Here is a 12,626-nt window from a genome sequence, read left to right as displayed (position 1 = left end):
CCGCGTCACCCACATCCTGTGGCGCTTCGCCCGCCGCTCGGAGAACGACGGGCGCTAGTGCCGTGGCCGGAAAGGTTTGCCGGGGCGCGGCGTCCGGTGCGGTGCATCGCAAGGCGGAGGGCCGCGGCTCGTACTCGACGTACTTGCGTGGTCCGACAACGCGGCGAGGTGCCGTGCCTGGGGGCACCTCCCAGCGGTAGCTGGGGGAGCGTCGCGACCCGGTGAACCTTGCCGGTCACGGCACTAGCGGCCGGCCCCGGAGGGCTCAGCCGGCGAGCAGGCGGTCCGCGATCTCCTCGATACGGGCGCGCAGCCCGTCCTGGCTCTTGCCGCCGTCGAGGCGCTCGCCGTCGATGACGTACGTCGGGGTGCCGGTCACGCCGATGGCCTTGCCCTCGGCCTGGTCGGCGTCGACGATCAGGATGTGCCGGCCGTCGATCAGCGCGGTGTCGAACTCCTCGACGTCCAGACCCAGTTCACGTGCCACGTCCAGCAGCACGGCCTCGCCGCGCTCGCCGAGCTCCGCGGTGCGTGCCAGCACGGCCTCCGCGTACGGCCAGCCCTGCCCCTGGTCCAGGGCCTCCTCGGCGGCCTGCGCGGCCGCGAAGGCGTGCTTGTGCTTCTCCAGCGGGAAGTGGCGCAGCCGGATGTCCAGCCGGTCGCCGTAGCGGGCCCGCAGGGCGCGTACGTCGTCAAGGGCGCTGTGGCAGTCCGGGCACTGGAGTTCGCACCAGACGTCGAGGATCACGGAATCGGTCATACGGACAGTCTCCCAGCAGTGCCCCGGCCGCCGCGCACCCGCACCGACCGGGACCTGGGAAGGAGAAACGACCCGGAGATGTCCCGGAGATCGGCCCGGGTTCCGCTCCGGCCATGGCCGACGCGGCCGTGTCCGGTGCAGGATGGATGGAAGGGGCAGATCGCCCAGCCCTGACAGGCACCCGGCACTCACCCGGCAGACACCCGACAGATACCCGAACAGACATCCCGACAGACACCACCGCCCTGGAGGACCGAATGCTCGCCGAGACCATATGTTCCGCGGTGTCCGCAGCGGGCCTGGGCATCGCCGCGGTGGCCGCGTACCGCAAGCGCTTCCTCGCCGCCGTTCGGATCACCGCGTACGCGCTGGTGCCGGTCGGTCTGGTGATGACGGGCGTCGTGGAGTGGGTGTCCGGGATCGTCTTCAAGCCATCGGTCTGGATCGGCTTCGGACTGCTGGCGGTGGCCTGGATGCTGTTCATGACCACCCGTGCCATCGAGCGCCGCCGCCTCGGCACATCCGAGAAGCCGGCCAAGGCGCCCAAGGCCGCGAAGGGCGGCGCCGTGCGGGATGCCGTCGCGCCGGCCGCCTCCGCGCCCTCGCTGGGCGCCGGGTCCCGGCAGCAGCCGGCCCAGGGCAAGAGCGCCCCGGCCACCCCCGGGGATGACTTCTCCGACATCGAAGCGATTCTGAGGAAACACGGGATCTGACGAACTCCCGCGGAGATCTTGGCGTGTTGACGGGCGAACGGCGGCGCACTGCGTCATCATCGCCCCGACATGCTCGACACATCGCAGGGTGAGCCGTCGGTTCCCGCGCCGGCCCCCGCCTCCGTCGCCGAGGAGCCGCGAGGCTGCCTCTTCGCGCTCTCCCAGCCGCCCCTGATGATCTTCCTAGCGGTGATCGGCACCCTGCTGCTGCTCGCCGCCGTGCACGATCTCTACGTCCTCTGACCCGTGCGCGTGCGGCTCCACGTGCGATCCGGCGTGCGTGTCGTGCGCGTCGGCCTCCTTGCGCCGGGCCCGGTACGCCGCCACGTGCAGCCGGTTCCCGCAGGTCCGGCTGTCGCAGTAGCGCCGCGACCGGTTCCGGGAGAGGTCCACGAAGGCCCTGCGGCAGTCCGGGGCCTCGCACCGGCGCAGCCGCTCCTGCTCGCCCGACACCACGATGAAGGCCAGCGCCATGCCGCCGTCCGCCGCCAGGTGGTCGCCCACCGACGCGCCCGGCGCGAAGTAGTGCACGTGCCAGTCGTAGCCGTCGTGGTCGGTCAGCTGCGGGGTGGTGCCCGCGGTGGCGACCAGCTCGTTGATCAGCGCGGCCGCCGCACGCGAGTTCGGTGCAGCGAAGACCTGGGCGAATTTGCCGCGCACCGTACGGACCCCGGCGAGGTCGCGGGCGCTGAGCTCGCCGACGTCGCTGATCGCGTACTCCTGGACGAAGCCGCGCAGCGCCCCGATGTCCGACAGGCCGTCGGGCTGGTCCGGCTCGGCCGCGGTGTTCACCAGCGCGACGACGACGTCGAGCGCGCGACGGGTGTCGTGGGGGATCTGCACGGGGTCTCCCTCAAGAGCCGGGCCTGCGGCGACGGGCCAGTGCCGCCGCTGGTGGCCGACTCTAGCTGGTCGCCCGAAAAGCGCACCGGCGCCGCCCGCGCGGACGGCTCCCGCGTGGACAGCGCCGACACTGCCGTATGTGGTTGTCCGTCCCGCACCGTCGCCCCGAGTCGGACGGTGCCGAGCGGCCCCCAGCTACCGCTGGGTGGTGCCCCCAGTAGGCCTGGCTCAGCTTTCGGCCAGGATGTGGGAGAGCTCCTTGTCGAGGTCGAAGTGCCGGTGCTCGGTCCCGGGTGGGACCGCGGCGTCCGTCCGCTTGAGGAACGACTCGAGTGCTCGGGCGGGTGCTTCGAGCAGCGCTTCTCCCTCCGGTGAGCTCAGGGCGATGCAGACGACGCCCTGACCGTGGCTGCGGGACGGCCAGACGCGGACGTCGCCGGTACCGGTGGGCCGGTGGAGACCCTCCGCGAGGAGGTCGCGGGCGAATACCCATTCGACCGTCTCCTCGGCGCCGGTGTGGAAGGTGGCGTGCACGGCGTAGGGGTCGGCCGTGTCATACCGCAGGCCCGCGGGAACAGGCAGTGAGGACTCGCTCGACACAACGAGGCGCAGGTGCAGCTCGCAGCTGACCGTGGTGTTCATAAGCGCCATGGCCTTTCGCTCAGTGTGCGCTCGGGGATTCGCACGTCGGCGAAATCGACATGCCACCTACGGTGCCGTTGTAAACCCCTCTGACCGTTTTGCGGACCTCTGGGTCCCTCGGACGGCGGATCCAAAGCAGCATTCACGTGTGCTTCCGGCTCCGGTAGATTCGGCAGCATGAATACGGGGAGTGACCGCGAGACCAATGAGTCCGCCACCGGGCAGTCCGCCGGGTCCGCCGCGGAGGAAGCGCCGCTCGGATCCCGGGCGCCGGAGTTCATCAAAGCCCGCAGGACACTGCACCTGAGCTGGCAGGTCGGGGTCTTCATCATCGGCCTGGCCGTCGTGGTCGGCGGCATCATCATGCTGCCCCTGCCCGGCCCCGGCTGGCTGGTGATCTTCGGCGGCATGGCGATCTGGGCGACCGAGTTCGTCTGGGCCCAGCTCGTACTGCGCTGGACCAAGCGCAAGGTCTCCGAGGCGGCGAAGAGGGCGATGGACCCCAGGGTCCGCCGTCGCAACATCATCCTGACCAGCATCGGCCTCGTCGTCGCGGGCGCCCTGATCGGGATCTACCTGTGGAAGTACGGCGTCGTCATGCCCTGGAACATCAAGAGCCAGTGATCGGCCGGGCATGGTCAAAGAGCACCGCTGACATGCGGTAATGTTTGCGGTGCGTCCGGGCGATTAGCTCAGTGGGAGAGCACTTCGTTCACACCGAAGGGGTCACTGGTTCGAACCCAGTATCGCCCACCCGGACCAACGGCCCGGAGACTCTTTGAGTCTCCGGGCCGTTGGCGTTATCCGAGCCTGCCGAAGGCCGTGCGCAGCCGGCGGGCGTCGCGCAGGCGCTTCTCGTACGTCGCCCCCACCGTCAGCAGCAGCAGGCCCGCCAGGGCCGGCGGGAGCCAGCGGGGGAGGGCGCCGACCACCTGGACGACGTACGGGGCCAGCTCGTGCAGCGCCACCGCCGCGAGGGTGGCGCCGCCCAGCAGGAGCGGGGCCTGGAGGCGGCGCTGAGCGCCCGCCAGGGTCACCGCGAGCGCGGCCAGGCCCAGCAGCAGCGGCCGCAGCCAGTGCGGGTCCCCCCAGGCCGCGACCAGGCTCGGCAGCAGGGTCGCGGCCAGGCCCGGCCCGTATGCCGTCCACGACGAGGCCGCCGGGTCCTTGCGGCGGCGCAGGAGTCCCACCGCCAGGGCGGGCACCGTCACCGGCAGCGTGTACGCCTCCGGCACGCTCACCCCGGCCGAGGCCAGCCGGACCCAGGCCGCCGCCGCGAACAGCGCCCAGGCCGCCCAGCCCAGGGCGCGCCGGTCGGCCCGTACCGCGGCGCCCGTGCAGACCACCCCGGCCAGCGCCAGGACCAGCGCCAGCACCGGCGGATCCGGGACCGCCAGGAGCACCGCCAGGACCCCGGCCGCGACCGCACCGGCCTCGGCGGGCTCCCGTACGAGGCCCAGCCGGGGCCCCGCCGCGGCCACCGCCGCCGCCACCGCCAGCACGGGGAGCGCCCACCAGGACACCGCCAGATCCAGCACCGCGCTCAGGGCGGCGGCCAGCGCGACCGCGTACCCGACGGCGAGCGCCGCCGCCCCGTACCGGGCCCACCGGGGAGCGGCCCCGTACGCCGCTCCGGCCGCACAGCCCACGCCGAGCAGGCCGAACACCGCGAAGGTGGCCGTGCGCCCGTCCAGGGCGGCCAGGGACGCGTTCAGGGCTCCCACAAGGGCGCACACCCCGGCGGCGATCCCGACGTGGGAGGGCGCGAGCAGGGCGGGGGCCTGAGCCACGCCCGCCCGGCCGTCAATGGGCCCGCTCCCCGCTCCGGCGGCGGCGCCCGCCGCGGCGGCGATCCCGCCGGGGGACGTGGCGCGCAGGGCGAGGGCGCCCGCGGCGGCCGTCACCGCCAGCTGCGCCCCCAGCGCCGCCGCCACCGGGAAGCCGAGCAGCACCGGGGCCGTGAACAGCCCGGCCCAGCCCAGTACCACCGCCAGGACGCCCGGCTCCGGGCGGCTCGGGAACATCCGGGCCAGCCACCAGGCCGCCCCCGCCGTCAGCAGTAGTGCCACGGACACCGCCGCCCCTGCCCCGTACCGCTCCACGGGCGGGGTCGTCACCGCCCAGACCTCCTCCAGCACCCGCAGGCGGGCCGCCAGCGGCGGAAGCGCCGCTGCCAGGCCCCACAGCGCGGCAAGGGAGGCCACCCCGGCCCCGGCCAGGGTCAGGCCGCGCCGTACCGACGCCGGGAGCGCGGTGACCCGTACAGCCGCCGGCAGCGGCAGAGCCACCGAGAGGTACACCACCACCGCCCAGCCCGGGTCCAGCCCCGGCCGTGCCGTGCCGCCGAGCGCCGCCACCCCCGCCAGCGCGCCGGCCAGGGCGGCCGCCGACGCCCGCGGCTCGCGCCAGGCCGCCGCCACACCGAGCGCGGCGACCGCCGCCAGCAGGGCCGCCGGAGCCAGCGCGTCCGCCGCCGAACCGGCGACCACCGACTCCGAGATACCGGTCAGCAGCGCGCCCGCACCCCACGCGGCCGCCGGGATCCACGCCGGCCGCGCCCCGGCCACCAGCACCGCCAGCGCCGTGTCCAGCGCGGCCGTCGCCAGCAGGGCCCAGCCGAGCTCCAGCGGGCCCGCCTCCGCGGCCAGCGCGGCCAGCGGCAGCGGGAGCTGCGCCGCCAGCAGCGCCGCCGGCAGCGGGATCCGCAGCTGCGGCAGCGCCGACCCGTAGCCGGCCCAGGCCGCCGCCAGCACCGCTGCCGCCCCCGCCGCGTACGCGGTTCCGTCGGTGTCCGGCAGGACGACCGCGTACAGCGCGTACGCGTCCAGCACCGTCAGCAGCAGCCCGACCGCCCCCACCGACTCGGCCGTGGACCGCAGCCCGCGGCGCAGCAGCAGCGCGGGGGTGCCCAGCGCCGCCGCGGTGACGACGGCGAGCACCGCCGAGCGCCCGGCGATGCCCAGGGAGCCCCAGCTGACCAGGGTGAACGCCAGCGCGGCCACGGCGAGGAGCACCGCGCCCAGTGCCAGCAGCACGTTCTGCGCGCTCGGACCCGAGGCCTCGACCGGCTGTCCCGAGGCCGCGGGGGGCGCCCACGGCAGCGGGATCCGCTGCCGCAGCAGCCACTCGCGGCGACCGAGCAAGTACACGCGCCGGGCGTCGAGTTGGGCCAGTTCGCGATCGATGGCCGCCAGCTCCGCGTCCGGCGGCAAGAGGTTGTTCATAGTCCGGAGTGTGGCGCCCGTCACGCCGTCAGGACATGGGTGCGCGTACTCATCTCCCGCTGAGTACGGCCACGCGCCAGACTGGGGTCATGGACCGCTGGGATCGCCGGGATCGTTGGGACCGCTGGAGCCGCTACCGCTTCCGCAGCGTCTGGGACCTCGACGCCCCGCCCGCCCTCGTCTACGCCGCACTGGAGCAGGTCGAGGAGTACCCGAGCTGGTGGCGCCAGGTCCGCCGGGTCGAACCGGTCGACGAGCGCACCGGCACCGCGTACATCCGCTCGGTCCTCCCGTACGAGATCCGCGTGACCGCCACGGAACGGCTCCGCGATCCCGGGCGCGGCCTGCTGGAGGTGGCGCTGGGCGGCGACCTCTACGGCTGGGCGCGGTGGACCGTACGGCCGCGCGGCGGCCCGGGCGGCGACCACACGCGGGCGCTGTACGAGCAGGAGGTCGAGGTGCGCCACCCGCTGATGCGGCGGCTCTCGCCGCCCGCGCGGCCGGTGTTCCGGCTCAACCACGCCCTGATGATGCGGGCCGGGAGGCGCGGTCTCGCCGCCCGGCTGGCCGGTCCGCCCGAAGCGGTTTGAACCAGACCCCATGGCTCTTGTATTGTTCAACCCGTTCCCGGGCGATTAGCTCAGCGGGAGAGCACTTCGTTCACACCGAAGGGGTCACTGGTTCGATCCCAGTATCGCCCACCGGGACAGGCCGGTCCGTCTGATGACGGACCGGCCTTCCGCATGTACGGCCTTCCGTATGTACGGCCTCCCCGTATGCGGCCACCCCGGGGCCCGTTCTACGCGGCCGCCGGCAGCTCCGGCCGCAGCGGCCAGTGCGGGTCCACCGGCTCCGGCGTCCCCTGGCGCGCGAACCACGCCTGGAGCCCCCGCGCCTGCGCCGCATGCCACACCGCCTGGAGCGTGTGCAGTTCGCCCGGCGTCAGCCGCTCCAGCCGGGCCGCGAACCGGCGCCCGACCGCCCGTACGACCTCCAGCGAGGCCAACGCGTCGACCGCGGCGTCGTGCGCGCCCTCCAGCTCTATCCCGTAGTGCGCGCACAGGTCCGTCAGCGTCCGGCGGCCTTTGCGGTAGCGGTCCAGATGCTTGTCCAGCACCCGCGGATCCAGCACCGTCAGCGGCCGGTTGTCCAGATACCGGGCCAGTGACGACGCCCGGTGCCGGCGCAACTCCCGGTCCAGGAGCGTCAGATCGAACGGCGCGTTCATCACGACCACGGGACGGCCCGCCACCAGCTGCTCCCCCAGCGCGCGGGCTATCTCCTCCACCACCGGCGCGGGCCACCGCCCGTGGCGCTGGAGGTGCTCATCGGTCAGACCGTGCACTTCCGTGGCCCCCGGGGGGACCGGAATGCCGGGATTGACCAGCCAGCGGGTGGAGCGGACCCGGCCGCCCGCACACTCCTGCACGACGAGCGCGGCGGACACGATCCGGTCCTGCTCGACGTTCACCCCGGTCGTCTCGGTGTCAAATGCGGCCAGCGGGCCCTCGTACCAGCGCGTCATGGCGAACTCCTCGTCCCCGGTCGGCAGATGGGGCGCACCCGGCACCGCAGCCGCGGAACGTGCCACCCTCGCCCGAATCCGTGATACCCGGGCTGTTTGCGCCGTACGCCGTTTGCGGGCAGCCGGGTGCGGAGACAACTTCCATGGGGGGCCGCACACATGACCGGTCGTCACCCCACACCCTCGAATCGGCAGAGCCCACAAGGCATGGGGAGCCGGCCATGGCGCTCGCGCAGCCCGAACCGGGCGGGGTGCCGGCGTTGCAGATCGATCCGCGGACCGACGCGCGGACCGGACCGCTGCGCGGCACACTCGCCACCACCGCCTGTATGGAGACCCTCCAGGTGGGATACCTGCACGCCGTCGCCGCCGCGGCCGGCTGCTCGCTATCCCAGCCCTTCCCGGACAACGGCATCGACTGGCACGTCAGCCACGGTGCCCCCGAACACGTCGTCGACGATGAGGTCACCATCAAGGTGCAGTTGAAGGCGACGTACCAGATACCGCCCAGGCCGGCCGGGCCGACCTTCGCCTTCACCCTCGACAACGAGCACCTGGTGAAACTGGCCCGCACCCCGGTCGCCGTCCACAAGATCCTGGTCGTGATGCTCGTCCCGCGGGAGCGCGACCAGTGGCTGGCCGCCGGGCACGACCGGCTCGACCTGCGGCACTGCTGCTACTGGACCAACCTCGCCGGACACCCCGTGACCGGCCGGCGCCGGACCACCGTACGGATCCCGACCTCGCGGATCTTCGACGACCGGGCGCTGTGCGAGATCATGACCCGGGTCGGGTCGGGAGGGACACCTTGATGAACTGGCACTCACCGCACCTGGAGCCGCTGACGTCACCGGAGTTCACGGACGCCGGTACGCCCGATCCCGCGCAGGTCGACCCGGCGGTGCTGGGCGCGCTGCTGCACCGGCACGGCTGGCTGCGGCGCGGCGGGGCCGCCGGGCGGTACGGGCGCTGGACACCGCCCGCCGGGAACTTGCCGGGCGGCTCCGGCACCAGCCTGCTAGTCCCCGAGAGCCGGACCTTCCCCGACTGCGCGGACCTGCTGGAGGAGGCGCTCACCGCGCTCTCGCGCAGCGCGGTGCCCTCGGCGCGGGAGGTGCTGTACGGGCTGAGCGTGCCGAGCGACGAGATCCGCTGGGAGCGGGAGATTCCACAAGGGCCGTACGGATTCCAGGGCGAGGCCGGGTGGACGGCGCAGGAGCGGCTCCGCTCGGCCGCGAGGCGCCTGCTGCTGGCCGGGGCACTGGCGGACCGGGCGCGGGCCGGGTACTACGGGGCGCGGCACCGGGGACAGGCCGAACGGGCGCTGGACGGGGTGCTGGTGGGGCCGCAGCCGGGTGGGCGGCGGCTGACCGCGTACGTTCCGGTGGACGGCGGCCGGGGCATGATGACGCGACTGCACCACGCGCTGCACGCGGCGCGTGAGGCCGTGGACTACCAGCGGGCCACCGGCGGCATGGACGCCTTCGACGCGGCGGTGGAGGCCGGGGTCAGCCGGGAGCTCGCCGATGCGGTGATCGCGCTGGTGCGGGGCTCGGAGGGAGCGCGGATCGCGCTGGCGTGGGCGCCCGCGGCGGGGGTCCCCGCGGGGTGCGCGGCGCGGCCGGAGCCGGTGGAGTTCTCGCCGGGCGACCTGCCGGTGCTACGGGAGGCGGCCGCCCGGTACACCCGGGACGAGCCGGCGGTCCTGGTCCGGGTCGTGGGCGCGGTGGTCCGGATGCGGCGTTCCGCGCCGGGCGGCGGAGGCACGGTCCGGCTGCGCGTCCTCGCCGGGGCGGAGGTGTCGTCGATCCGGGCCGAGCTGGACGATGAGGCGTACCGGGTGGCGGGCCACGCCCACCTGGTGGGCCTGCCGATCCGGGTCAGCGGCCGCCTCCAGCGACGGGGCGGCTTCCGACGGCTGACGGACACCACGGACGTGACCCCGGTCCCCCTGGACGAGGTCGAGCGCGACCGCCTGATGAAGTCCCTGGACGCGGCCTTCGAACCGTCGGAGGTCCTCACCGCCGACGAGTAGCCGCGGGCGCGCCCCCGCTGCCGGGGCAACATTCAGGCCTCGCCGGCGTTCGAGGCGCGGGTCCGGGCAGAGCCCGGCAGCGGCGCCGCATCACCTGGCCCGACCGCGAGATCGGGCGCTGGAGGCCCCAGCGGAGCCCCAGATGCCGGTCACGGCACTAGCGGTGGTGCGGGAGCGTGAAAGAGGCCATGCGGAGGCCCGGCGCGGGGGAGAAGTCCGCGCCGCGGGTGAAGCCCAGCCGTTCGTACAGCGTCACCGCAGGTGCGTTCGCCGCGCCCGTGGTGACCGTGACCGCGCGGTCGGGGAGCACCTCGGTCAGCAGGTGACGCAGCAGCAGGGACGCCACGCCCCGGCGGAACCACACCGGGGCCACGCACAGCCGGTCGACGCAGATGGTGCGGTCCGGTTCCTCCTCCCAGGCGAGGAAGCCGGCGATCTCCCCGCCCTCGGAGACCGCCCCCAGCCAGCTCAGCGGCCGCGCCCGCATCTCCGCGAGGCTCTCGTGCAGGGCGGGGATGCCGTCGAAGCCGATCAGCTCCGCCTCCACCGCGTACGCGGCCCGCCCGATCCGGTGCACGGCGGCAGCGGTGGTGTCGTCGGTCAGGTCGAGCGGCCGGACGAGTGCGCTCGGCATCGGCGAGCTCCCTTCGGGAGGATCGGGAGGAGTCGGCGGGGCATGGCCCCACGGTACGGTCCGGGCGCGGCCGGGGACGGGGAGGGGCGGGTGGGGGCCCCGCAGGCTCCGTCGGCGCGCCCGTGGGCGCCACCGCCGCCCGGCGGGAAGGCCGCACAGGACCGACCTGGACCGGCCGTCGTTAACCGTTTCGCGGCGCGGCCACTCGGCTCGGTACGATTCAGCCGCGCAGTGTTCGCTCGCGCACCCCCTGAGTCAGGAGAGACCGGTGTCAGACGTCCGTGTGATCATCCAACGCGATTCCGAGCGGGACGAGCGCGTGGTGGCCACGGGCACTACGGCGGCCGAGCTGTTCGCCGGCGAGCGCACCATCGTCGCCGCGCGCGTCGCGGGCGAGCTCAAGGACCTCGCCTACGAAGTGAAGGACGGCGAGACCGTCGAGCCGGTGGAGATCTCCTCCGAGGACGGCCTCAACATCCTGCGCCACTCGACCGCACACGTGATGGCGCAGGCCGTGCAGGAGCTCTTCCCCGAGGCCAAGCTGGGCATCGGCCCGCCGGTCCGGGACGGCTTCTACTACGACTTCGACGTCGCGAAGCCCTTCACCCCCGATGACCTCAAGGCCATCGAGAAGAAGATGCAGGAGATCCAGAAGCGCGGCCAGCGCTTCTCGCGCCGCGTGGTCACCGACGAGGCCGCCCGCGAGGAGCTCGCGAACGAGCCGTACAAGCTGGAGCTCATCGGCCTCAAGGGCTCGGCCGCGACCTCGGACGACGGCGCGAACGTCGAGGTGGGCGGCGGCGAGCTGACCATCTACGACAACCTCGACGCCAAGACCGGCGACCTGTGCTGGTCGGACCTCTGCCGTGGCCCGCACCTGCCGACCACCCGGAACATCCCGGCGTTCAAGCTGATGCGCAACGCGGCCGCCTACTGGCGCGGCAGCGAGAAGAACCCGATGCTCCAGCGCATCTACGGCACCGCCTGGCCGTCGAAGGACGAGCTGAAGGCCCACCTCGACTTCCTCGCGGAGGCCGAGAAGCGCGACCACCGCAAGCTCGGCACCGAGCTCGACCTGTTCTCCGTACAGGACGAGATCGGCTCCGGCCTGGCCGTCTTCCACCCGCGCGGTGGCGTCATCCGCCGCACCATGGAGGACTACTCGCGCAAGCGGCACGAGGAAGAGGGCTACGAGTTCGTCTACACCCCGCACGCCACCAAGGGCACCCTCTTCGAGAAGAGCGGGCACCTGGACTGGTACGCGGAGGGCATGTACCCCCCCATGCAGCTCGACGGTGGTACCGACTACTACCTCAAGCCCATGAACTGCCCGATGCACAACCTGATCTTCGACGCGCGCGGCCGCTCGTACCGTGAACTGCCGCTGCGCCTCTTCGAGTTCGGCACCGTGTACCGGTACGAGAAGTCGGGCGTCGTGCACGGCCTGACCCGCTCGCGCGGCTTCACCCAGGACGACGCGCACATCTACTGCACCAAGGAGCAGATGGCGGAGGAGCTCGACCGCACCCTGACCTTCGTGCTGAACCTGCTCCGCGACTACGGTCTGACCGACTTCTACCTGGAGCTGTCGACCAAGGACCCGGAGAAGTTCGTCGGCTCGGACGAGATCTGGGAAGAGGCCACCGAGACCCTGCGCCAGGTCGCCGAGAAGCAGGGCCTGCCCCTGGTCCCGGACCCGGGCGGCGCCGCGTTCTACGGCCCGAAGATCTCGGTCCAGTGCCGGGACGCGATCGGCCGTACCTGGCAGATGTCGACCGTGCAGCTCGACTTCAACCTGCCGGAGCGCTTCAACCTGGAGTACACCGGCCCCGACGGCTCGCGCCAGCGCCCGGTCATGATCCACCGAGCGCTGTTCGGTTCCATCGAGCGGTTCTTCGCCGTGCTGCTGGAGCACTACGCGGGCGCCATGCCGCCGTGGCTGGCCCCGGTCCAGGCGGTCGGCATCCCGATCGGCGACGGGCACGTCGAGTACCTGCAGGAGTTCGCCGCCGAGGCGAAGAAGAAGGGTCTGCGGGTCGAGGTGGACGCCTCCTCCGACCGGATGCAGAAGAAGATCCGCAACCACCAGAAGCTCAAGGTCCCGTTCATGATCATCGTCGGTGACGAGGACATGGCCGCGGGCACCGTCTCCTTCCGCTACCGCGACGGTTCGCAGGAGAACGGCATCGCCAAGGACGAGGCGCTGGCCAAGCTGGCCAAGGTCGTCGCGGACCGCGTCCAGGTCTGAGC

At 73.1% G+C, this 12,626-nt stretch carries 12 protein-coding genes, 2 tRNA genes and 1 pseudogene; 9 read left to right on the top strand and 6 right to left on the bottom strand.

The genetic code is table 11. From position 1 onward, the window contains the following. Nucleotides 1-265 precede the first annotated feature (265 nt). Nucleotides 266-760: a DsbA family protein gene (locus tag J7I97_RS36860; RefSeq protein ID WP_214944418.1), complete on the bottom strand. Its 495-nt coding sequence runs from the start codon at nt 758-760 to the stop codon at nt 266-268. A gap of 257 nt (nt 761-1,017) precedes the next feature. Here J7I97_RS36860 and J7I97_RS36855 point away from each other — a divergent pair, with 257 nt between their 5' ends. Continuing rightward, on the top strand, nt 1,018-1,473 hold the full coding sequence (locus tag J7I97_RS36855) for a hypothetical protein (RefSeq protein ID WP_214944417.1): 456 nt from the start codon (nt 1,018-1,020) through the stop codon (nt 1,471-1,473). Between the two features lie 69 nt (nt 1,474-1,542). Beyond that, nucleotides 1,543-1,716, top strand: a complete 174-nt coding sequence (locus J7I97_RS36850; RefSeq protein ID WP_214944415.1) for a hypothetical protein — start codon at nt 1,543-1,545, stop codon at nt 1,714-1,716. A 45-nt stretch (nt 1,717-1,761) separates the two neighbouring features. Here J7I97_RS36850 and J7I97_RS36845 read toward each other — a convergent pair. Both J7I97_RS36845 and J7I97_RS36840 read right to left on the bottom strand, forming a co-directional pair. Further along, nucleotides 1,762-2,316: pseudogene (locus J7I97_RS36845) on the bottom strand (CGNR zinc finger domain-containing protein); the annotation flags it as partial. Nucleotides 2,317-2,544: 228 nt separating this feature from the next. Further along, nucleotides 2,545-2,958 (bottom strand): SsgA family sporulation/cell division regulator, encoded by a 414-nt coding sequence (locus J7I97_RS36840; protein WP_030011909.1) that lies wholly within the window; start codon nt 2,956-2,958, stop codon nt 2,545-2,547. 177 nt (nt 2,959-3,135) lie between these two features. Here J7I97_RS36840 and J7I97_RS36835 point away from each other — a divergent pair, with 177 nt between their 5' ends. Together J7I97_RS36835 and J7I97_RS36830 are read left to right on the top strand one after the other, a co-directional pair. Next, on the top strand, nt 3,136-3,582 hold the full coding sequence (locus J7I97_RS36835; protein ID WP_214944411.1) for a TIGR02611 family protein: 447 nt from the start codon (nt 3,136-3,138) through the stop codon (nt 3,580-3,582). 57 nt (nt 3,583-3,639) lie between these two features. Further along, nucleotides 3,640-3,711 (top strand) — tRNA-Val (locus J7I97_RS36830). Nucleotides 3,712-3,758: 47 nt separating this feature from the next. Here J7I97_RS36830 and J7I97_RS36825 read toward each other — a convergent pair. Continuing rightward, nucleotides 3,759-6,182 carry an SCO7613 C-terminal domain-containing membrane protein gene (locus J7I97_RS36825; protein ID WP_214944409.1) on the bottom strand — a complete coding sequence of 808 codons (2,424 nt, stop codon included), beginning with the start codon at nt 6,180-6,182 and terminating at the stop codon, nt 3,759-3,761. Between the two features lie 89 nt (nt 6,183-6,271). Between J7I97_RS36825 and J7I97_RS36820 the strand changes: the two genes are divergently transcribed. After that, a complete protein-coding gene (locus J7I97_RS36820; protein WP_214944399.1) occupies nt 6,272-6,772 on the top strand; it encodes an SRPBCC family protein in 501 nt (166 codons plus the stop codon). A 39-nt stretch (nt 6,773-6,811) separates the two neighbouring features. Beyond that, nucleotides 6,812-6,883: transfer RNA gene (locus J7I97_RS36815), tRNA-Val, on the top strand. A 98-nt stretch (nt 6,884-6,981) separates the two neighbouring features. Here J7I97_RS36815 and J7I97_RS36810 read toward each other — a convergent pair. Continuing rightward, the gene (locus J7I97_RS36810; RefSeq protein WP_214944422.1) at nt 6,982-7,707 is read right to left on the bottom strand and encodes a 3'-5' exonuclease; all 726 of its coding nucleotides are present in this window, start codon (nt 7,705-7,707) and stop codon (nt 6,982-6,984) included. A 221-nt stretch (nt 7,708-7,928) separates the two neighbouring features. Here J7I97_RS36810 and J7I97_RS36805 point away from each other — a divergent pair, with 221 nt between their 5' ends. After that, entirely contained in the window at nt 7,929-8,519 is a 591-nt protein-coding gene (locus J7I97_RS36805; protein ID WP_214944397.1) for a DUF4365 domain-containing protein, read from the top strand. Continuing rightward, complete coding sequence (locus J7I97_RS36800; protein ID WP_251059516.1) at nt 8,519-9,742, top strand: hypothetical protein; 1,224 nt, start codon at nt 8,519-8,521, stop codon at nt 9,740-9,742. Before J7I97_RS36805 ends, J7I97_RS36800 begins: the two co-directional genes overlap by 1 nt. 157 nt (nt 9,743-9,899) lie before the next feature. Here J7I97_RS36800 and J7I97_RS36795 read toward each other — a convergent pair whose 3' ends face one another. Beyond that, entirely contained in the window at nt 9,900-10,376 is a 477-nt protein-coding gene (locus tag J7I97_RS36795; protein WP_214944395.1) for a GNAT family N-acetyltransferase, read from the bottom strand. Between the two features lie 268 nt (nt 10,377-10,644). On the opposite strand from J7I97_RS36795, the gene thrS reads away from it, so the two are divergent. After that, on the top strand, nt 10,645-12,624 hold the full coding sequence (gene thrS, locus J7I97_RS36790) for a threonine--tRNA ligase (protein ID WP_214944393.1): 1,980 nt from the start codon (nt 10,645-10,647) through the stop codon (nt 12,622-12,624). Nucleotides 12,625-12,626: the final 2 nt, after the last annotated feature.

This window comes from Streptomyces sp. ISL-87, from assembly GCF_018614095.1.
GTDB lineage: Bacteria > Actinomycetota > Actinomycetes > Streptomycetales > Streptomycetaceae > Streptomyces.
The sequence above is the reverse complement of the archived record's forward strand: the minus strand, read 5'-3'. Positions and strand labels throughout refer to the sequence as shown.

Coding starts and splice junctions, on each gene's coding strand:
- J7I97_RS36795 (WP_214944395.1), bottom strand. CDS start 10,376: ATGCCGAGCGCACTCGTCCGGCCGCTCGACCTGACCGACGACACCACC.
- J7I97_RS36860 (WP_214944418.1), bottom strand. CDS start 760: ATGACCGATTCCGTGATCCTCGACGTCTGGTGCGAACTCCAGTGCCCG.
- J7I97_RS36850 (WP_214944415.1), top strand. CDS start 1,543: ATGCTCGACACATCGCAGGGTGAGCCGTCGGTTCCCGCGCCGGCCCCC.
- J7I97_RS36805 (WP_214944397.1), top strand. CDS start 7,929: ATGGCGCTCGCGCAGCCCGAACCGGGCGGGGTGCCGGCGTTGCAGATC.
- J7I97_RS36855 (WP_214944417.1), top strand. CDS start 1,018: ATGCTCGCCGAGACCATATGTTCCGCGGTGTCCGCAGCGGGCCTGGGC.
- J7I97_RS36835 (WP_214944411.1), top strand. CDS start 3,136: ATGAATACGGGGAGTGACCGCGAGACCAATGAGTCCGCCACCGGGCAG.
- J7I97_RS36820 (WP_214944399.1), top strand. CDS start 6,272: ATGGACCGCTGGGATCGCCGGGATCGTTGGGACCGCTGGAGCCGCTAC.
- J7I97_RS36800 (WP_251059516.1), top strand. CDS start 8,519: ATGAACTGGCACTCACCGCACCTGGAGCCGCTGACGTCACCGGAGTTC.
- J7I97_RS36825 (WP_214944409.1), bottom strand. CDS start 6,182: ATGAACAACCTCTTGCCGCCGGACGCGGAGCTGGCGGCCATCGATCGC.
- J7I97_RS36810 (WP_214944422.1), bottom strand. CDS start 7,707: ATGACGCGCTGGTACGAGGGCCCGCTGGCCGCATTTGACACCGAGACG.
- J7I97_RS36840 (WP_030011909.1), bottom strand. CDS start 2,958: ATGAACACCACGGTCAGCTGCGAGCTGCACCTGCGCCTCGTTGTGTCG.